Origin of the sequence: Nesterenkonia sp. AN1 (assembly GCF_000582475.1) — a bacterium.
Taxonomy (GTDB): domain Bacteria; phylum Actinomycetota; class Actinomycetes; order Actinomycetales; family Micrococcaceae; genus Nesterenkonia; species Nesterenkonia aurantiaca.
Genome location: NZ_JEMO01000007.1, coordinates 59,181 through 79,512, shown reverse-complemented (window position 1 = coordinate 79,512; position 20,332 = coordinate 59,181). Strand labels below are relative to the sequence as shown.

Sequence of the window (20,332 nt, the reverse complement as noted above, 5' to 3'; positions counted from 1 at the left end):
TTCGCCGAGGCGCTGGCCCAGACCGGAGCCACCCGGATCCTGCTGGCCCACACCCGCGACGACCAGGCCGAACAGGTGCTGCTCGGCCTCGCCCGCGGCTCCGGGACCCGCAGTCTGGCCGGGATCCCGGCGGTGCGCGGGCCGTTCAGGCGTCCGCTGCTGGGCCTGACCCGGGAGGAGACCGAGGAGATCTGCGCCCACGCGCAGCTGCGCCCGTGGCAGGACCCGGCCAACTCCGACCCCCGGTTCCTGCGCTCGAAGGTCCGCACCGAGATCCTGCCCTACCTGGAGGCGCAGCTCAGCGGCTCCATCCGCGAGTCCTTGGCGCGCACCGCGCAGATCGCGGCCGAGGACGCCGACTACCTGGATCAGCAGGCCAAGGACCGCTTCGCGCAGCTGCTCCACGACCCGGGACCGGAGGGTCAGCTGCGCATGGAGCTCCCGGCGCTGCTGGCTGTGCCGCCAGCGATCCGCCGCCGGGTGATCGCGCTCGCCGTGGTCGCCGCCGGTGGCGCCAATCCCTCCTTCGAGCGGCTCATGGCCGTGGAGAAGCTGCTGGGCAAGACCGGATCGGCGGGCCCGATCGAGCTGGAGGGCGGGGTTCGCGCCCACCGTGGAACGCGGGGGAGTCCGGACTATGCGAAACTTGTCATCGTTCCACGCCTGAACTGAGGAACGCGAGACTTATCTATTAGGAGCTGGACACCACCCATGGATGCTCAGGATGTCAAAGCAGATCTCACCGAGGTGCTCTACACCAAGGACGAGATCGACGCGAAGATCAGAGAACTTGCAGCCGTCATCGACCGTGACTACGCGGATAAGGACGTCTTGTTAGTCGGTGTCCTCAAGGGCGCGGTCATGGTCATGGCCGATCTGGCCCGCGCGCTGCGCTCACACGTGACCATGGACTGGATGGCGGTGTCCTCCTACGGCTCCGGCACCAAGTCCTCCGGGGTGGTGCGCATCCTCAAAGATCTCGATGCCGACCTGATGAACCGCCACGTGCTCATCGTCGAAGACATCATCGACTCCGGACTGACGCTCTCCTGGCTGAAGACCAACCTGGAATCCCGCGGCCCGGCCTCGCTGGAGATCTGCACGCTCTTCCGCAAGCCCGACGCCGTGAAGGTCGACATCGACGTGAAGTACGTCGGCATGGACATCCCGAACAAGTTCGTCGTCGGCTACGGCCTGGACTTCGCCGAGAAGTACCGCAACCTCGACTGCGTCGGGATCCTCGCTCCACACGTCTACCAGTGAGCTGACCGCGCGAAGCGGCAGAGGCGGGGAGGAGCCGGGCTGTGCAGGAGAACCTACCGGTGCGACCGGTGAGCAAGGCCGCTGCCGCCTACTCCAGCCTGCGCAGCAGCATCCAGGTCGGCGAGCTCGCCCCCGGTGAGCGGATCACGCTCAAACACCTGAGTGAGACGCTGGGCATGAGCCTGACTCCGGTGCGCGAAGCGCTGAATCGGCTGCAGTCCGAAGGCTTCGTGGTCCACGACCCGCACGGCAGCACCTTCATCGCCGAGCTGACCCCGGAACGCATCGATCAGGTCTACCGGCTGCGCACCGTGCTTGAGCCGCTCGCGGTGCGCGAGGCCGGGCAGCAGCTGAGCCCGGGGGACCTCGAAGTGTTGCGCGGACTCCTGCGCGCCTGCGATCAGGCCCAGACCCCGCTGGAGGTCGTGCAGCGCAACGAGGCGTTCCACTATGGGCTCTACCGGCTCAGCAGGGACGCCCTCCTGATGGGCTTCATCGACCAGCTCTGGGCCGGCATGCCCTACCCTTCGCTGGGCCTCTACGCCGATCAGGACCGAGTGGCCCAATCCAGCCGTGAGCACCACGCGATCCTCGATGCCCTGGTGGCCCAGGACCTCGACGCCGCAGCCGCCATGACCGCGCAGCACATCGAACACGGCCGCGACGCCGCGCTGAACAACCTCTGAGCCTGCTCTTCCGGCGACCTCGCCACCCGGTCCGGGCTCCATTCAGTTGATACTTTATAAAATGCAAAGTAGCGTAACCCTGGTCACACCGGTGACGTGCCACACACAGGCAGTGCGCCCGCGTGGTCAGGCATCTGAGACTTTCGAGGAGACACGTGCGCGGCGAGACCGAATCGCGGGCAATGAAGCCCGCAGAATCCCCCTCTGAGACGCTTCCAGGCGGGACCCCCTCCCGCGAGAACCCCGGGAACGCGGCCTCGGTTCCCCCGGCTGCCCCGGAGCCCGGTGCGGAGTTCGACCGCCCAGAGAGCTGGACCCGCATCATGGGCCTGCCCATCGGCTGGTTCGCGCTGCTCTTCGGCGTGATCCTGCTCTGCGCAGGCCTGGGCGTGCTGCCGAACACGATGCTTGCCGGCTTCGCCGTCGTCATCCTGGTCGGCGCGGCGCGGCGCTGAACTGGATCGGCGGACGGGTGCCGGGCCTGCGCAACTACGGACTGCCCACCGTGCTGTGCATCCTGACCCCCGCCATCCTGCTGCATCTCGGCTGGTTCCCGGCGGCGCTGGCGGAGAACATGGAGATCTTCACCGACGGATCCGAGATCGGCTTCATCGACTTCTACGTCGCCAGCCTGATCGCCGGCTCCATCCTGGGCATGCCGCGGGCGCTGCTGCTCAAGGCCGGCGCAAGGATCGCGGTGCCGCTGATCGGCACCATCATCACGGTCTTCCTGGTGGTCGGCGCGGTGGGAGCCGCGCTGGGCTTCGGGCTGCGCGATGCGGTGCTCTTCGTGGCGGCCCCGATCATGGGCGGCGGCGTGGGTGCCGGCATCGTGCCGATGTCCGGGATCTACTCCGAGCAGATGGGCGGCGACGCCGGCGCCTATGTGGCCCAGCTGATCCCCGCGGTGATCATCGCCAATGTGCTGACCATCTTCTGTGCCGGCATCTTCAACGGCATCACCTATAAGGGCCAGCAGTTCTTCGTCGGCTTCAACGGCAACGGACAGATCGTCCGAGTCGAAGGCAGCACGGATCAGTTCAAGGCGAAGGCCAAGCCCACCAGCGGCTCGTTCAACGTGCTCGTCGTCGGCCTGACCCTTGCCGCCACGCTCTTCCTGGCCGGCAGCATCATCGCCGAGTTCGTCCCGGGCCTGCATGCCTACGCCTGGACCATCCTGCTGGCCGCCGCGATCAAGATCTTCGGCCTGATGCCGGCCTCCTTCGAGGATGCGGTCTCGAGCTGGTTCGGGTTCGTCTCCTCCACGCTGACCCCGGCGCTGCTGGTGGGCATCTCGATCACGTTCTTCGAGTTCGACGAGCTCGGCCGGCTGCTCTCCGACTGGCGCTACCCGGTGCTCGTCGCCCTGGCAGTGGTGGTGGCGATCCTGGTCTCCGGTGCGCTGGGCTGGCTGGTGAAGATGTACTACGCCGAGACATCGATCGCCATCGGCATGGGCATGACCGATATGGGCGGCACCGGGGACGTCGCCGTGGTCTCCGCGGCCAACCGGCTTGAGCTGATGCCGTTCCTGCAGGTCTCCTCCCGGATCGGCGGGGCCCTGGTGCTGCTCACGGTCTCGCTGCTGATCCCGATCATCGGCTGACCCGGGCGTTCGAACCCCGCTGCTCGCCGGAGGCCTGGCAGGCCAAGTTCTCCCGGAGGCGAACTTGGTCACTCCGGGTTAGCCCCATCACCTCGAGCCCGAGTACCTTTAGATGCTAGGTATATCTGCGTCTGACGGAGCTGCATGAACTTCAAGAAGATCTTCACCGGGCCACTGTTCTGGATCGTCCTGGCAGTGGTGCTGCTGCTGCTGGTCGTGCCGATGATGTTCTCCTCCTCGGCCAACGGCCAGCGGGTGGACACCAACGTGGGCATGGAGCTCCTCGCCGAGGGTGAGGTCGTGGAGGCCTCGCTGGAGGACGGCGACCAGCGCGTCGACCTGAACCTGAGCTCTCCCTATGAGCAGGACGGGCAGGAAGTCGGCGACGTCGTCCACTTCTTCTACTCCTCGCTCGCGCCGAGACCGTGGCCGAGGCCATCGCCGATGCTGACCTCGAGGGCTACACCGATGAGCCGGAGCAGTCGAACTGGCTGCTCTCGATGCTCGGCTTCATGATCCCCTTCCTGATCATCGCGCTGCTCTTCATCTGGCTGCTGACCCGCATGTCCGGAGGCAACTCCCGGGTGATGCAGTTCGGCAAGTCCAAGGCCAAGATGTTCGACAAGGACATGCCCCAGGTCGCCTTCGGCGACGTCGCCGGCGCCGAGGAGGCCGTGGAGGAGCTCCACGAGATCAAGGAGTTCCTCTCCGAGCCCGAGAAGTTCCAGCGCCTCGGGGCCAAGATCCCCAAGGGCGTGCTGCTCTACGGCGCCCCCGGCACCGGCAAGACGCTGCTGGCCAAGGCCGTGGCCGGCGAGGCCGGCGGCGCCTTCTACTCCATCTCGGGCTCGGACTTCGTCGAGATGTTCGTCGGCGTCGGCGCCTCCCGGGTGCGTGACCTCTTCAAACAGGCCAAGGAGAACGCCCCGGCCATCATCTTCGTCGACGAGATCGACGCCGTGGGCCGCCAGCGCGGCGCCGGCGTGGGCGGCGGCAACGACGAGCGCGAGCAGACGCTGAACCAACTGCTGGTGGAGATGGACGGCTTCGACGCCAACACCAACATCATCGTCATCGCCGCCACCAACCGACCCGACGTGCTGGATCCGGCGCTGCTGCGCCCCGGGCGCTTCGACCGGCAGATCCCGGTGGAGGCTCCCGACTTCGCCGGACGCCGCGCGATCCTCGAGGTCCACGCCAAGGGCAAGCCGATGGTCGAAGACGTCGACCTCAAGGCCGTGGCCCGCAAGACCCCCGGCTACACCGGCGCGGATCTGGCCAACGTGCTCAACGAGGCAGCGCTGCTCACCGCGCGCTCCAACGCCGACCTGATCGATGACCGCGCGATCGACGAGGCCATCGACCGGGTCATGGCCGGACCGCAGAAGCGGACCCGAATGATGAAGGACCACGAGCGCCGGGTCACCGCCTATCACGAGGGCGGACACGCGCTGGTCGCGGCCGCGCTGAACTACTCCGCGCCGGTCACCAAGATCACCATCCTGCCGCGCGGACGCGCCCTGGGCTACACCATGGTCGTGCCCGAGGAGGACAAGTACTCCACCACCCGCAACGAGCTGCTGGACACCATCGCCTACGCGATGGGTGGCCGGGTCGCCGAGGAGATCGTCTTCCACGATCCCTCCACCGGGGCTGCTAATGACATCCAGAAGGCCACCGAGACCGCGCGCCGCATGGTCACCGAATACGGCATGAGCGCCCGCGTCGGGTCGGTGAAGCTCGGCTCCGGGGACTCCAGCCCGTTCCTGGGCCGCGAGATGGCCCAGAGCAAGGAGTACTCCGAGGACCTCGCCGCCATCATCGACTCCGAGATCCGCGCCATCATCGACGAGGCCCACGATGAGGCTTATCACGCGCTGCACGAGAATCGCCATGTGCTGGACCGCCTCGCCGAGGAGCTGCTCCGCGTGGAGACGCTCAACGCCAAGGAGGTCGCCGCGATCTTCCATGACGTGATCAAGCGCCCGGTCCGCCAGGTCTGGGAGTCTTCACCAGGGCGCCCGGTCACCATCACCTCCGAGGTGGTGCCGGAGAACGAGCGGGACCCGGAATACCAGTTCGGCGGCGAGAACTCCGATGCCTGAGCACCCCGGACCACCCCTGACCGAGCCGGTGGACCTGCCGCGGATCGAGGCGGCGGTGCGCGAGATCCTGCTCGCCGTCGGCGAGGATCCGGAGCGCGAGGGGCTCAAGGGCACGCCCGCCCGGGTGGCCCGGGCCTATGAGGAGGCCTTCCTGGGGCTGCGCGAGGATCCTGCGGAGCTGATGTCGACCACCTTCGACATCGGGCACGAGGAGCTTGTGCTGGTCCGCGACGTCCCGTTCTACTCCACCTGTGAGCACCACCTGGTGCCCTTCTTCGGCCACGCCCATATCGGCTACATCCCCTCCCCGGAGGGCAGGGTCACCGGCCTGAGCAAGCTGGCCCGGCTGGTCGACATCTTCGCCAAGCGCCCGCAGGTCCAGGAGCAGCTCACCACCCAGGTGGTCGACGCCCTGGTCCAGCACCTGACCCCGGGCGGCGCCATGGTCGTCGTCGAGGCCGAGCATCTGTGCATGTCCATGCGCGGAGTCTCCAAGCCCGGGGCCCGGACCATCACCTCCGCGGTGCGCGGACAGCTCCGCGACCCCGCCACCCGCGCCGAGGCGATGAGCCTGATGCTCCACGGACGACCCCGCTAGCAACCCGCCTGATTGAATCGGAGAGCCAGATGAGCACTTCCATCATGGGGATTCTGAACCTCACCCCGGACTCCTTCTCCGACGGCGGCCGGTTCGACGACGGCGCCGGCAGCCCCGATGTGGCGGCTGCGGTCACCGAGGCGCTGCGCATGACCCAGACCGGGGCCGACCTGATCGACGTCGGCGGGGAATCCACCCGACCGGGCGCGGTGCCCACCCCCGTGGCCGAGGAGCAGCGCAGGATCCTGCCGGTGCTCGAGGAGCTGCTGGGCTGCGGGATCACGGTCTCGGTGGACACCAGACGAGCCGCCACCGCGCTGGCCGCACTGGAATGCGCGGATCGCTGCGGCCTGGATCCGCGGACACTGACAATCAACGACGTCTCCGGCGCGCTCACCGATCCGGCGATGCCGGAGCTGATCGCCGAATCCGGGGCGCAGATCGTGATCACGCACAACCGCGGCGACTCCCAGACCATGGGGTCCCTGACCGAATACGACTCGCTGCTCGAAGACGTCACCGCAGAGCTGCTCGCCTTGCGGGACCGATATCTCGACGCCGGCGCCCGCCGCGAACAACTCATCCTGGATCCAGGAATCGGGTTCTCCAAGACCCACGAGCAGAACTGGGAACTGATCCGCAGCCTGGAGAGCTTCGTCCGGCTCGGGCACCGGGTGCTCTTCGGCGCCTCCCGCAAGGGGTTCCTCGGCTCGGTCACCTCCGAGGGCGCCCGAGACACCGCCACCGCGGTGCTCTCCGCATTGGCCTCCCAGGCAGGGGTCTGGGGCGTCCGGGTCCATGACGTGCAGGGAAGCCGAGATGCTGTGCAAGTGATCTCCAAGCTGAGAAGGTAGAACAATGTCCAGCAGGAGCAGCCCCCGTGACACCATCCGGCTCACCGGACTCACGGCCACCGGCCACCACGGGGTCTTCGACTTCGAGAAGCGCGAGGGTCAGATCTTCCGGGTCGACGCCGAGCTCACGCTGGACCTGCGCGCCGCGGGCCGCAGCGACGCCCTCCCCGACACCGTCTCCTATGTGGAGATCGCGGAGCTCATCCACGCCGCCATCACCGGCGAGCCCTTCGACCTGATCGAAGCCCTCGCCGATCACCTGGCTCGAGAGATCCTGGCCACCGATCAGCGTCTGCTCGCGGCGGAGATCACCGTGCACAAGCCGCAGGCCCCGCTGGCCCAGACCTTCGAAGACGTCTCGGTGACCGCCCGCCGGGACCGCAGCGATCTCCCTGTTGCGGGAGACCACGCGACGGACGCCGTGTCCGCCGCGGAGCCGGGACCCAGCCTGGACCCTGAGGCCGTTCCCGCGGGGGAGGTCACCGCGGTGCTGGCGCTGGGATCCAACCTCGGAGAATCCGCCGTGACGCTGGCCTCGGCAGTCGCCGCACTGGACCGTGCCGAGGCGGTGCGGGTGCTCCGAGCGTCCCCGGTGGCCAGGACCAGCCCTGTGGGCGGGCCGGCAGGACAGCCCGACTTCCACAACCAGGTGCTCGAGGTCGCCACCACGCTGAGCCCGCATGCGCTGCTGGCCTGCACCCAGGCGATCGAGCAGGACCATCACCGGGCCCGCGGTGTGGAGAACGGCGAGGTCCGCTGGGGCCCGCGCACGCTGGACATCGACATCATCACCTACGGCCGCGCGCGGATCTCCTCGATCACGCTCCAGGTTCCGCATCCGCGAGCCGGCATCCGGGGATTCGTCCTGGTCCCCTGGACCTGGATGGACCCGCGGGCTCAGCTGGACGGGACGCCCGTGGCAGAGCTCGCCCGGCAGGCCGCCGACGCGAAGAGCGTGGAACGGCTGGAGAGCGTCCGATGAGCCGACTCTCGGCGCTGCGCCTGCTGATCATCGCAGCCCTCAGCGCCCTGGTCGGGTTCATCACCACTGTCTACATGTCTGCCCAGGGGATGGGCTCCCCGGTCCTGCCCCGCACGTCTCTGGTGACCCTGCTCGGGATCGCCCTGATCGTGCTGACCCTGGGGCTGCTGGTCTGGCGCGATCAGCGCCGGATCGCCTCGGCCGCAGCGAAGGGCCGGCGCGGCCAGCGCAGCCTGCACCCGCTCCACGCCGTCCGGGTCCTGACCGCAGGGCAGGCCGGCGCCTATGCCGGCGCGCTGATCGCCGGCTGGCATGCGGGTATCCTCGGTGACCTGGTGCCCGCCGCGGCGCTGAGCGCCCCGAACGTGAACTCATCCCTACTGATGATCACGGGGGGCATGATCTGGGTGATCATTGGGTTTGTCGTCGAGCTGCTCTGCAGGATCCCGCCGGACGAGAACCCAACGGATGAGAACCCGCTGGGAGAGCGGCACCGCGGAAAGCCCGAACGCAACACAGGACCGATACCGGAGGAGGGCTATGCCCGCGGAACCCATTGATCCCACAGGTGTCACCTGGACCCGAGTCGACGAGCGCTACATCACCGTGAAGTACATCACTGGGATCCTCGGCTGGGTGATCACCCTGGCGGTGATCGCGACCCCGATCGTGCTCGACGCGATCGGCGTCTTCAGCGGCATCCCGCTGTGGATCAAGATCTTGGTCTCTGCCGTGGTGCTGAGCTGGGCGGCAGCGGACCTCTGGCTGATTCCGCGAAGGATCCGAGCGATCGGCTACCACGAGCGTGCCGATGATCTGCTGATCCGCCGTGGGATCCTCTTCCAGCGGGTGGTTGCGGTGCCCTACGGGCGGCTGCAGTACGTCGACATCGAGGCCGGTCCGCTGATGCGCCGCTACGGCCTGTGCACCGTGCAGCTGAAGACCGCGGCCGCGGCCACCGACGCCGTCATCCCGGGCGCCTCCCGCGAGGAGGGTGCGCGGCTGCGTGAAGAACTCTCCGTCCGTGGCCAGGCTCGCCTGGCCGGTCTGTGAGTCGGGGCATGGACGATCGCACCGCCGGGAACCAGGCGGCCTCGAACCGCGCCGCCGCGAACCAGGCGGCCTCGAACCGCGCGGCCGCGAACCAGGCCGCAGAGGGACGCGCGGCTGGGGAGCACGCCGCTGAGGAGTCCAAGGGCACCTCTGAGCGGTGGTTCGACGCGAGCTGGACCAAGGTCCACCCGCTGAGCCCGATCGTGCGCGGCGGGCTCGCCGTCATCGCGATCCCCGGCATCTTCCTCAGCTACAACTGGCAGAGCTGGATGGACGCCTGGGAGGCGTTCCGCAGCGGCGAGATCCAGCGGAATGTGGAGTCCAACCCCACGCCGTTCCTGCTCGGCGCCGGCGGCGTGCTGCTGGTGATCGCATTGATCTTCTCCAGCTTCGTGCTCTCCTGGTGGTTCACCCGCTACAAGATCACCTCTGAGCACGTGATGGTGAAGTCCGGAATCTTCGTGCGCCAGCACCGCCAGGCCCGGATCGATCGGGTCCAGGCCGTGGACCTGCGCCAGCCGCTGCTCGCCCGACTCACGGGCCTCGCCGAGCTCAAGTTCGAGGTGGCAGAGGGCGACGGCACCGCCGCCACCCTGGCGTTCTTGAAGAAGACCCAGGCCGAAGAGCTGCGCTCCGAGATCATGGACCGCGCGTCCGGCAGGGGCGAGCCACTCACCGCGGCCGAGGGTGCCGGGCAGGCGCACGGCGGCGCGGGTCCGGGTCCTGCAGGCCCTGACTACGCAGACCCCGATCACGCATACCCCGGCCATGCGGACCCGGCCCAGTCCTATGACCCCTTCAGCGCGCAATACCCCGACTCCAGCGCGCAGTACCCCTACGCCGCCGGTCCGACCTCGGAGTCCCATGGCACCGCGCGCCAGGACCGGCTGATCGCCAAGGTCCCCACCGGGAGGCTGATCGGCTCGGTGCTCAGCGGCTGGGGGACGGTCTTCGTGCTGGTCATCCTGGTCACGGGGATGGTGGCGGTCGGGATCGGTCTGGCCGTCGGCTCCGATGCGGATTCGGTCTCGATCTGGGCTGTGCTCACCGGCGTCGGACTCCCGGCGGTCATCCCGATGGGCATCGCGGCCGTCACCATCTATTACCAGCAGTTCAGCTCCGGCTTCGGCTTCACCTCCACCGCCACCAGCTCGGGGCTTCGCGTGCGCTATGGGCTGCTGGAGACCACCAACCAGACCATTCCGCCGGGCCGGGTGCAGGCGCTGCAGATCCAGCAGCCGGTGCTCTGGCGTCCGTTCAAGTGGTTCAGGATCGTGGTCACCGTGGCCGGCTACGGCATCGGAGAGAAGCGTTCGGTGCTGCTGCCCGTGGGTCGGCTCGACGACGTGATGGTCACCGCCGCGGAGATGTTCCCCGATCTGCAGGTGGAGAACCCCGAGGAGGTGTTCACCGCCGGGCTCACGGGTACGGGGACCGAACTGGGCTACACCGAGGTGCCACGTCGTGCCCGGTTCTTCGACCCGATCGTGCGCCGTCGTCGCGGGTTCCGCACCACTCCCACCGCGCTGATGTTCCGCGACGGTCGCGCCTCCCGGCAGCTGACGATGATCCCGCATGAGCGGATCCAGTCGCTGAGCCTGACCCAGGGCCCGCTGCAGCGCCGTCGGTCGATCGCCGACATCTTCATCCACTCGCCGGCCGGCCCGTTCGCGGCGAAGCTGAAGAACCAGGACCTCGACGCGGTCAAGGACCTCTTCGAATACGAATCAGACCATGCCGCCCAGGCCCGGCGCTACAGCGACCGCAACCAGTGGATGCGCCCCGAGGAGCTGCGCGAGTTCGAGCGCAAGGCCGCCGAGGCGCTGGCCGCACCGGAGGCAGCCGCCGAAGCGGAATCTCCGGTAGCCACCATCCCGACCGGCCCCACCGTCCCGGACCACGCCGCAGAGCCGTTGCATCACACCGGCCCGCAGAACCCCGCATCCCCGCAGACCCACCAGGAACAGGACCCCCGTGACCGCTGAGCAGCCCGTGGACCCCTACGCCGCGGAGCTCCCGCCCTCCCAGCGGGAAGGTCGCCTCGGCATCGGTGTGATCTCGGCCGGGAAGGTCGGCTCGGTGCTGGGCGCGGCGCTGCGCGGGGCTGGGCACTCGGTGATCGGCGCCCATGCGGTATCCGAGGACTCCCGCAACCGTGCGGAATCGCTGCTGGGCGGGGTGCCGGTGCTGGAGATCCCGGAGATCATGCGCCGGGCCGAGCTGGTGCTGCTCGCGGTGCCCGATGACGCCCTTTCCGAGCTGGTCGCCGGGCTTGCCGAGGCCGGTCACATCCAAGCAGGTCAGCTGATCGTGCACACCTCCGGCCGCTACGGCACCGAGGTGCTCGCCCCCGCGCAGCGCAACGGCGCCATCGGGCTGGCGATCCACCCGGCGATGACCTTCACCGGGCTCAGCATGGACCTGCAGAAGCTGCATACCTGCGCCTTCGGGGTCACCGCCCCGGGCCCGGTGCTGCCGATCGCGCAGGCACTGGTGGTGGAGATGGGCGGGGAGCCGGTGGTGATCCAGGAGGCCGACCGGCTGACCTATCACGCAGCGCTGGCGCACGCCTCGAACCACCTGAACACCATCACCGGCCAGTCCGCCGAGATGCTGCACCGGATCGGGGTGGAGCGCGCCGAGACCGTGCTGCGCCCGCTGATGCAGGCCTCGCTGGACAACGCGCTGGCCTCGGGGGAGGGTGCGCTGACCGGACCCGTGGCCCGTGGCGACGTCGGCACGCTCCGGCACCACGTGCAGCTGCTGGCGGGCTCGGAGCTGCCCGCCGACATCCGCACGGCCTATATGGCCATGGCTCGTGCCACCACCCAGCGGGCGCTCGACCGCAGCCTGATCACCGACGTGAAGGCCGCCGAGCTGCTCAAAGTCCTCGACGCCTGAGCCGCCCACCTGAAACTGTCGCATCCCCATGCCATGTCCCATCGCTATGGATGGAAATAGCGATGGGACATGGCAGGGGCATGCGACAGATTGCCGGGGAGGGCCGATGGGCTCCGAATCCGCCCCCGGGGAGGCCTGAATCGGAACAGGTAGGCCCGGGCCAAGCCCGAAACCAGGAAACCGGCCCCACCCGTCGGTCCCTACGCCCGGGGAACCCCGAACCGGGTCAACCGGTCGCGCAGGATGTTCGGATGGTGCAAGTCATCCCAGCTCCAACGCACCACTCGGCGCCCGGTGCTGCGGATAGCGTCCTCGCGCAGCTTCTCCCGGTATACCGCCTCCTCCGCAGACCTGCCGAAGAGCTCCTGGGAACGCAGATACTTCTGTTTTCCGTCGAATTCGCCGACGACGCCGCCCTCCCACTCGAAATCCAGCCGGTACTCGCGGCCCTCCACCCGCACCACGCTCTGCAGCTCCGGGACCGCGAAGCCAAGTTCGCTGATCCGCACCCGGGAAAGCGACTCACCCACAGACTCCGACCGCGGATCCGCAAAGTCGACGACGCGGGCCCATGCCGTCCGAAGCCGGGCCACCCGGAGAAAGGGCTGCCACGGTTGCAGCAGCTCATCCAGAGTGAGCCCACGCTCAGAGATCCGGGCCAGCGCCGCGTCGAGCACCACCACCGCCTGTTCGAAGGGCATGCGGGGAACGGTGTCCAGCAACGCCAGGGGCAGTGGCTCCACCGGCACAGTCAGTCCGACGGGATCCGCAGCAAACCCGCGCAGGCACTCCGGGGTGACGAGCTGACTGGCGATGCCTCTCAGGGCAGTGGGAGTCCAGGAAGGGTCGCCGGGTTCAGCCACAGAATTCTCTGCACCCAGCGCAAGGCGCATCTGCGCCCGCGTCACACCGCGGGGGAGCGGCGGCTCATGGAATCGGGTGGGATAACTCAACCGCCCAGGAGAGCGGTGCACCCCCACCTGGCTTCGGTGCAGCGTGCGCCGATGCACAGCCGCGGGAACCCGGAGCAGCGGAAGACCATGCAGGGCCAGCGCCGATTCACGGCAGAAGGCCCCCGAGCTGCCGGTCATAGCCGCGGCCGCCAGAGACGCGAGATATCGCTCCGAGGGCAGCGCTTCTGACCAGGCCTGACTCTCGGCGTAGACCCCGGGTCGGACGCGGAGCCGCGTGCCCCGGCTGACCTCGCGAGAGAGAACCGTCCCGGTGTGCAAGCCACCGGCCTCCAGGGCGGCCTGGACGAGCGTGATCGGCGCCGTCGGCTGTTCCATCACTCCACAGTGGTGCAGCGGGGGATAGCCGGGGGCGCGCCAACCAGAGGTGGGGAAAACGGTCCGGGGAAAAGCAGAAAAGGATCGACGGGGGATAACTGCCGCCCTCGTCTGGCCCCGGCACCGCCGGACCGATATCGTGGACCACCGTGGCAGACCTACACGCACCCCAGCAGCCCGAGATCGCTCCGCTCGCCCCCGGACTGCGCAGCGAGACCTTCCCCGCGGCCATGGACGCAGACGGCAAGACCGTCACCGCGCAGACCGCCGCGTTCGCCCGCACCGCCGAGCAGGGCTTCTACGAGCCATGGTTCAGCGACGAGCAGGTCAACCGCATCGGTCAGATCCTGGTCAAGGACGAGCAGACGCTGACCGCGGTCTATGTGGACCAGCAGAGCGCCGCTGACGAATCCTGGGGCAACGCGCTGGAGCAGGTCGGCTTCGACCCAGCCCACCCGGTGGGCACCTTCGTGGACTATGACAAGACGCTCAACGCCGGGGGACCGGACGGCCCGCTGCCGGCGCGGCTGATCACCGTGGTCACGGTCAACCCGAGCTTCCGCCGCCGCGGCATCCTCAAGCACCTGATGACCTCGGCGCTCTCCCGCGCGGTCGAGGACGGCATGGCCGTGGCCGCACTCACCGTCTCCGAGGGCGGCATCTACGGCCGGTTCGGCTTCGGCTGCGCCACCCGCGAGGCCAACATTCAGGTGGACCTCGGCGAGGGCCACGGCCAGGGATTCGCCCTGCGCAACACCCCCGCCGGTCGGGTCATCTCCGCGGACCCGGCGAAGCTCGATGAGGTCATCAACACCAGCTTCGAGTCCTTCCACAACCGCACCCGCGGCTCGATCGGCCGGCAGCAGACCTATCAGATGATCAGCACCGCGCGCTGGAATCCCGAGGACCTCAGCGCCTGGAACCGCAAGCTCCGCGCGGCCGTGCACGTTCGCGAGGACGGCAGCATCGGCGGCTACGTGACCTTCCAGCACGAAGGCTGGGACACCGATCCCAGCACCATCCGGATCCACGACCTGATCGCCGCCGATGACCAGAGCCACCTCGCGCTCTGGGACTACATCGCCGGACTCGACATCGTCCGCCGCGCCACCATGCGCACCGCCGCGCTGACCGACCCGCTGCAGTCCGCGCTGGCCAACCCGCGCAGCTACAAGGTCACCGGGCTCCGCGACCTGCTCTGGGTCCGGATCCTCGACGTGGTCAAGGCCCTGGAGGCCCGCGCCTGGTCCGCCGACGGCGCCTTCCGGCTCGAGCTTGAGGACGCCATGGGCATCACCGGCGGCAGCTTCACGGTCCGGGTCCACGACGGCGCCGCCACGGTCACCCCGGCAGCCCCCGCCGACGAGGAATCGACCGAAGATCTCCCGACGCTCCAGCTCAGCGTCGAGACCCTCGGCTCGCTCTACCTGGGTGACGTCTCGGTGCGCACCCTGCACGCCGCCGGACGGCTCCAGGACACCGCCGCCGAAGACGTGGAGCAGATCTCCCGGATCATCGACCTGCCCACTCCGCCCTTCTGCGCGACACATTTCTAAGCAGGTCACCGGCTCCGGCCAGCGGTTGATTCGCATTGGATTGCCGGTATAAACTGACACGGCGCGTTCTGCGCACAGAGTCGAGCCCGACATCTGATGCAGATCAAGCTCGAAAGTCCGCTCTTCGGCCTCGCCGCCGGAATCGGGACCTGACGAGCTCACCCTGTTCATCTGTTGATCACTCTGTGCGCCGGAGTGCCATCGTGCACGGCAAAGCCGCGCACTGACCACGCCAGCCACAATCCATATCGGAGCCCCTACTACATGACCCCCACCACCACTGCCCCACAGGTTGCCGTCAATGACATCGGCACCGCAGAAGAGTTCCTCGCCGCTGTAGATGCGACTATGAAGTACTTCAACGACGGCGACCTCGTTGAGGGCACCATCGTCAAGGTCGACCGCGACGAGGTCCTCCTCGACATCGGGTACAAGACCGAAGGCGTCATCCCGTCCCGCGAGCTGTCCATCAAGCATGATGTGAACCCGGACGAGGTCGTCGCCGTCGGCGATCTGGTGGAGGCTCTGGTCCTCACCAAAGAGGACAAAGAAGGCCGCCTGATCCTCTCCAAGAAGCGCGCACAGTACGAGCGCGCCTGGGGCGACATCGAGCGCATCAAGGAAGAGGACGGCGTCGTCTCCGGCACCGTCATCGAGGTCGTCAAGGGCGGCCTCATCCTCGACATCGGCCTGCGTGGCTTCCTGCCCGCATCGCTGGTCGAGATGCGCCGTGTCCGCGATCTCGCGCCGTACATCGGCCAGGAGATCGAGGCCAAGATCATCGAGCTGGACAAGAACCGCAACAACGTGGTCCTGTCCCGCCGTGCATGGCTCGAGCAGACCCAGTCCGAGGTCCGCTCCTCCTTCCTGAACAAGCTCGAGCGCGGCCAGGTCCGCACCGGCACCGTCTCCTCGATCGTGAACTTCGGTGCGTTCGTGGATCTCGGCGGCGTCGACGGTCTGGTCCACGTCTCGGAGCTCTCCTGGAAGCACATCGATCACCCGAACGAGGTTGTCGAGGTCGGCCAGGAAGTCACCGTGGAGGTCCTCGAGGTGGACATGGATCGCGAACGCGTCTCCCTGTCCCTGAAGGCCACCCAGGAAGATCCGTGGCAGACCTTCGCCCGCACTCACGCGCTGGGCCAGGTCGTGCCCGGCAAGGTCACCAAGCTGGTTCCCTTCGGTGCGTTCGTCCGCGTCGAAGACGGCATCGAGGGCCTGGTGCACATCTCCGAGCTGGCCGTGCGCCACGTGGATCTGGCCGAGCAGGTCGTCTCCGTGGGCGACGAGCTCTTCGTCAAGGTCATCGACATCGATCTCGAGCGCCGCCGCATCAGCCTCTCGCTGAAGCAGGCCAACGAGGGTGTCGATCCCGAAGGTGCCGAGTTCGATCCGGCCGTCTACGGCATGGATGCCGAGTACGACGACGCCGGCAACTACAAGTACCCCGAGGGCTTCGATCCGGAGACCAACGAGTGGATGGAAGGCTACGACGAGCAGCGTTCCGTCTGGGAGGCCCAGTACGCCAAGGCCCAGGAGCGTTGGGAAGCGCACAAGAAGCAGGTCGTCGCAGCCATCGAGGCCGACGCCGAAGCTGCCGCACAGGCCACTGTCGGCTCTTCCAGCTCCAGCTCTTCCAGCTCCTCCAGCTCCAGCAAGTCGGAGCCCGCTCCGTCGAACTACTCCTCCTCGCAGAACACCTCCTCCGAGGATGCCGGCACGCTGGCCTCCGACGAGGCGCTGGCTGCGCTGCGCGAGAAGCTCACCGGAAACAGCTGAACCACACGGGCGGATCACTGATCCCGCCTGAGTGACAAAGAGAAGGCCGGTTCCACCCTCAGGGTGGGACCGGCCTTCTCTTTGTCCGCTGCCAGCCAGCACCAGCGACGACGACGCCGCCTACAGTCCTAGCGCCGCAGCGCCTCCCAGCGGCGCCGCCAGCGCCTCAGCGCTTGGTGGACACCGTTACGGTGAACCGGGCATCGCGGGCCAGCTGCTCGGTGATCCCGACCTCCTTGGAGAGCACCGTGCGGTGCTTCAGGTGCGAGTTCCAGACGCTGTAGATCCGACCACCCGGGGCCAGCACCCGCGCCGCGGCCCGGATCAGCCGGTGCGCCGCACCCGGGTCCACCGCATTGCCCTGGTGGAACGGCGGGTTGAGCAGGATCAGCTCGGCGGAGCCGTCCTCGAACCGAGACAGCGCATCATCACGGACGGTCTCGATCCGGTCCGCGACCCCATTGGCCTCGGCCGTGAGCTGCGTGGACTGCACCGCCGAGGCCGAATGATCGGTGGCGATCACCTTCAGCTGCGGATGCCGCAGCGCCAGGAACGCACTCACCGTGCCGTTGCCGGAGCCGAAGTCGATCAGGTACTCCGCGCCGGGGAACCCCGGGTGGGCCTCCACGGCTTCGAGCATCAGCCGGGTGCCGGGATCGAGCTTGGTGCCGCCATAGGTGGCGCCCAGGCTGCACAGGGTCAGCTCCGTGGAGCCCTTCCCGGGGATGGCCACAGTGTGGGTGTTCTTCCGCGGCGCCGAGCTGGGCACGCCGTCGCGCGGCCCGCGGGCGGTGAGCACCCGAGACTTCGAGCGGCCCCGGCCGGCGGAGACATCGGTGAAGTGCTTTTCCAACACCTGGTTCATCGAGTGGTTCATATGCTTGTCCCGGCCCACGGCCAGCACGACGACGTCGGGCGCCGCGTGCTCACGGATCAGCCAGGCCCAGTCGGTGAGCGTCTCCAGGGACCGAGGCAGGTGCATCAGCACCGTGTGAACCCCGGTGAACGCGGCCGGTGCCGGCTCGCCCAGGCTGGGCAGCTCCGCCGGCACCGGCGCCGGCAGTTCGGCGCGACGGGCGTTGCCTCCCAGCGCGCGTTCGGCGCCGAGCTCATCGGCGAGCACCCGCACGGCCGTCACAGCGTCTTCGACCGTGGCGCAGGGGGCCCCGGGCTTGCCGGCCTCGGTGATCAGCGAGTGCAGGATCGGCAGCGTCAGCGCGCCGGTGCCGTCATCGAGGATCAGCACGTCCTCTCGCGGGTGCCCGGCGGCCCACCAGGCGGCTGCGGTGTCGAGCAGCAGCAGGTCCACCGCCTCGGGTGGGGGACTCAGCGGGGTGAAATCGAAGTTCTCGGTGAGTGCGGAGGGCTGAACATCGGGGGTCTGACCCGCAGGAAATGGCATGGAGTCAGCTTAGAGGATCGGCACCCGGCGGCCTCCCGGCGGCTCCCAGCCGGATCCCCCGCGGCCCGGACGAGCGCGCCCGTTCCGGCTCCCGACCAGCTCCGTACCAGCCTCCCCCAAGAATCGTTATTTGAATGAGACGCCGGGGCCGCATGCGGCTCATGCCGGGAGTCACGCGATTGTGCTGGACTAACATCAGGCCGTTTCGACTGAGAATCCGGATCACGAAAGTGCATCGGCGGCCCAAATTTCATACCGTAGTGACGATCATCCCGCCTGTCAGGCATCAGGCCGTAGCCTCTGGCCCCGAAAGGGCGCTCACCTGCTGCGAGTCTGCCGGGCGTGGGCAGCGACTACCCCCATGAAAGGCAATGATGCTGCTCCGGCTCCACGACTTCTTCAGGCTCCGCACCAGCCCGATCCTCTTCTTCGGCTCAGCCGCGATCGTCGTCACGTTCGTCGTGCTGACCCTGCTGATGCCCACCGGGATGGGCGACTTCTTCGGCACCGGCTCAGGCTGGATCTACGACAACCTCGGATGGTTCTACATCTCCGGTGTCACGGTCTTCCTGATCTTCCTCGTCCTCGTCGCCTTCGGCCGTTTCGGCCGGATCAAGCTCGGCGCCGACGGCGAGGAGCCCGAACACTCCAATATGGCCTGGTTCGGCATGCTCTTCGCCGCCGGCATCGGCACGATCCTGATGTTCTGGGCCGTGGCCGAGCCTGCCAACCACTTCGCGAACCCACCCCGCGAGGGACAGATGGCGGTGGAGCCGCGCTCCATGGAAGCGGCCAATGAGGCGATGGGCTTCACGCTCTATCACTTCGGGCTGCACACCTGGACGATCTTCGCGCTGCCCGGCCTGGCCTTCGCCTACTTCATCTACAAGAGGAACCTGCCGCCCCGGGTGTCCTCGATCTTCCAGCCGATGCTCGGGGACAAGATCCACGGCCCGATCGGGAAGTTCATCGACATCCTGGCGATCGTGGGCACCATCTTCGGTGTGGCGGTCTCCATCGGCCTGGGCACGCTGCAGATCCACGCCGGACTCGCCCGGCTGCTCGGGGTCAGCGATGCGGCCTGGAACTTCATCATGATCATCGCGGTGGTCACCATCATCGCGACGATCTCCGCGGTGCTCGGGGTGAACAAGGGCATCAAGCGGCTCTCGAACTTCAACATCTGGACCGCCATCGGGCTGCTGCTCTTCGTGCTGATCACCGGACCCACCGTCTACATGCTGCGCGGCATGATCGAGTGGACCGGCGTCTACGCCTCGATGCTTCCGGAGTTGGCGTTCTGGAACGACACCCTGGCTGACACCGGCTGGCAGGACGGCTGGACCATCTTCTACTGGGCCTGGACTGTGGCGTGGGCGCCGTTCGTGGGCATCTTCATCGCCCGCATCTCTCGCGGCCGCTCGGTGCGTCAGTTCGTCGCCGGCGTGCTGGGGCTGCCGACCCTGTTCACCATCTTCTGGTTCGGCATCTGGGGGGCCGGCACCTTCGACATCGAGCTCAACGGCGACGGTGGCCTGGTGGACACGGTGCTCGACGACGGTGTGGAGGGCGCGCTGTTCGCCTTCCTCGCCGAGTTCCCGCTGGCCACGCTGACCTCCTCGATCGCGATCATGTTGGTGGGCATCTTCTTCATCACCTCGATGGACTCCTGCTCACTGGTCCTTGATGACATGTGCAACGGCTACGAGGGACGCTCACCGTTGCACCAGCGGGCCTTCTGGACCGTGGCCATCGGCACTATTGCCGCGATCCTGCTCACAGCCACCGGCGAGGGCGGACTCGAGGCGCTGCAGAACGTGGCCCTGGTGCTCGGACTGCCGTTCTTCGTGCTGGGCTACTTCATGATGTTCAACCTCTCCCGGGCGATGCGCGAGGATGCCGGCGAGGTCGGCTTCCTGCGCACCCGCCGCTGGCTCAAGACGCTGCCTCCGGAGGAGTATGAACGCCGCATGGAGGAGCCCGACCGCTCGCTCACCGAAGCGGTGGTGGCCCCTGATTACCACGAGGGCACCCAGCCGGAGAACGCGCCGGATGTGGACCACGCAGAACAGCCCCCGATCGTGGAGGAGTACCGGGTGCGCACCGGGGATGTCCCGGTCGTGGACCACACTCAGGTGAACGGCTCCTACCCGAAGAACTGAGCTGCGCTGACTCAGCCAGCTCGCTGATCGACAGACAAGGTCCCGCTCTCAGCAGAGAGCGGGACCTTGTCGTGCGCGGGGGGAGTCCAGTGGGGT

At 67.9% G+C, this 20,332-nt stretch carries 17 protein-coding genes and 1 pseudogene; 16 read left to right on the top strand and 2 right to left on the bottom strand.

The window, feature by feature from the left end:
- From BG28_RS05655 to BG28_RS05600, 13 genes and pseudogenes are all read left to right on the top strand, one after another.
- Positions 1–672: ATP-binding protein (locus BG28_RS05655; protein ID WP_036474757.1), on the top strand; the 672-nt coding region annotated here is incomplete at its 5' end.
- Positions 673–711: 39 nt separating this feature from the next.
- Complete coding sequence (hpt, locus tag BG28_RS05650) at positions 712–1,263, top strand: hypoxanthine phosphoribosyltransferase (protein WP_036474755.1); 552 nt, start codon at positions 712–714, stop codon at positions 1,261–1,263.
- Between the two features lie 41 nt (positions 1,264–1,304).
- Positions 1,305–1,949 (top strand): GntR family transcriptional regulator, encoded by a 645-nt coding sequence (locus BG28_RS05645; RefSeq protein WP_051501054.1) that lies wholly within the window; start codon positions 1,305–1,307, stop codon positions 1,947–1,949.
- Positions 1,950–2,104: 155 nt separating this feature from the next.
- Positions 2,105–2,404 (top strand): hypothetical protein, encoded by a 300-nt coding sequence (locus BG28_RS15625; protein ID WP_161634803.1) that lies wholly within the window; start codon positions 2,105–2,107, stop codon positions 2,402–2,404.
- A gap of 17 nt (positions 2,405–2,421) precedes the next feature.
- Entirely contained in the window at positions 2,422–3,555 is a 1,134-nt protein-coding gene (locus BG28_RS05640) for a 2-hydroxycarboxylate transporter family protein (protein WP_051501052.1), read from the top strand.
- Positions 3,556–3,699: 144 nt separating this feature from the next.
- Positions 3,700–5,660: pseudogene (gene ftsH / locus BG28_RS05635) on the top strand (ATP-dependent zinc metalloprotease FtsH).
- Positions 5,653–6,258, top strand: a complete 606-nt coding sequence (gene folE, locus BG28_RS05630; RefSeq protein ID WP_036474753.1) for a GTP cyclohydrolase I FolE — start codon at positions 5,653–5,655, stop codon at positions 6,256–6,258. The pseudogene ftsH and the gene folE overlap by 8 nt, the downstream one beginning before the upstream one ends.
- Positions 6,259–6,287: 29 nt before the next feature.
- Entirely contained in the window at positions 6,288–7,112 is an 825-nt protein-coding gene (folP, locus tag BG28_RS05625; RefSeq protein ID WP_036474752.1) for a dihydropteroate synthase, read from the top strand.
- Between the two features lie 4 nt (positions 7,113–7,116).
- On the top strand, positions 7,117–8,094 hold the full coding sequence (gene folK / locus BG28_RS05620; RefSeq protein WP_036474751.1) for a 2-amino-4-hydroxy-6-hydroxymethyldihydropteridine diphosphokinase: 978 nt from the start codon (positions 7,117–7,119) through the stop codon (positions 8,092–8,094).
- Complete coding sequence (locus tag BG28_RS05615) at positions 8,091–8,654, top strand: DUF3180 domain-containing protein (RefSeq protein WP_036474749.1); 564 nt, start codon at positions 8,091–8,093, stop codon at positions 8,652–8,654. The genes folK and BG28_RS05615 overlap by 4 nt, the downstream gene beginning before the upstream one ends.
- Positions 8,635–9,147, top strand: a complete 513-nt coding sequence (locus BG28_RS05610) for a PH domain-containing protein (protein WP_036474747.1) — start codon at positions 8,635–8,637, stop codon at positions 9,145–9,147. The genes BG28_RS05615 and BG28_RS05610 overlap by 20 nt, the downstream gene beginning before the upstream one ends.
- 8 nt (positions 9,148–9,155) lie before the next feature.
- Positions 9,156–11,132 (top strand): PH domain-containing protein, encoded by a 1,977-nt coding sequence (locus BG28_RS05605; protein ID WP_051501050.1) that lies wholly within the window; start codon positions 9,156–9,158, stop codon positions 11,130–11,132.
- A complete protein-coding gene (locus BG28_RS05600) occupies positions 11,122–12,048 on the top strand; it encodes a Rossmann-like and DUF2520 domain-containing protein (protein WP_051501049.1) in 927 nt (308 codons plus the stop codon). The genes BG28_RS05605 and BG28_RS05600 overlap by 11 nt, the downstream gene beginning before the upstream one ends.
- Positions 12,049–12,248: 200 nt before the next feature.
- On the opposite strand, the gene BG28_RS15620 is transcribed toward BG28_RS05600, so the two are convergent.
- Positions 12,249–13,337 carry a hypothetical protein gene (locus tag BG28_RS15620; protein WP_051501048.1) on the bottom strand — a complete coding sequence of 363 codons (1,089 nt, stop codon included), beginning with the start codon at positions 13,335–13,337 and terminating at the stop codon, positions 12,249–12,251.
- A 149-nt stretch (positions 13,338–13,486) separates the two neighbouring features.
- On the opposite strand from BG28_RS15620, the gene BG28_RS05590 reads away from it, so the two are divergent.
- Both BG28_RS05590 and rpsA read left to right on the top strand, forming a co-directional pair.
- Entirely contained in the window at positions 13,487–14,893 is a 1,407-nt protein-coding gene (locus BG28_RS05590) for a GNAT family N-acetyltransferase (RefSeq protein WP_051501047.1), read from the top strand.
- Positions 14,894–15,157: 264 nt separating this feature from the next.
- Positions 15,158–16,672, top strand: coding sequence for a 30S ribosomal protein S1 (gene rpsA, locus BG28_RS05585; RefSeq protein WP_036474746.1), 1,515 nt, complete (start codon positions 15,158–15,160; stop codon positions 16,670–16,672).
- A 166-nt stretch (positions 16,673–16,838) separates the two neighbouring features.
- Here rpsA and BG28_RS05580 read toward each other — a convergent pair whose 3' ends face one another.
- On the bottom strand, positions 16,839–18,074 hold the full coding sequence (locus BG28_RS05580; protein WP_051501046.1) for a class I SAM-dependent methyltransferase: 1,236 nt from the start codon (positions 18,072–18,074) through the stop codon (positions 16,839–16,841).
- Positions 18,075–18,448: 374 nt separating this feature from the next.
- Here BG28_RS05580 and BG28_RS05575 point away from each other — a divergent pair, with 374 nt between their 5' ends.
- Positions 18,449–20,236: a BCCT family transporter gene (locus tag BG28_RS05575; RefSeq protein ID WP_051501055.1), complete on the top strand. Its 1,788-nt coding sequence runs from the start codon at positions 18,449–18,451 to the stop codon at positions 20,234–20,236.
- Positions 20,237–20,332: the final 96 nt, after the last annotated feature.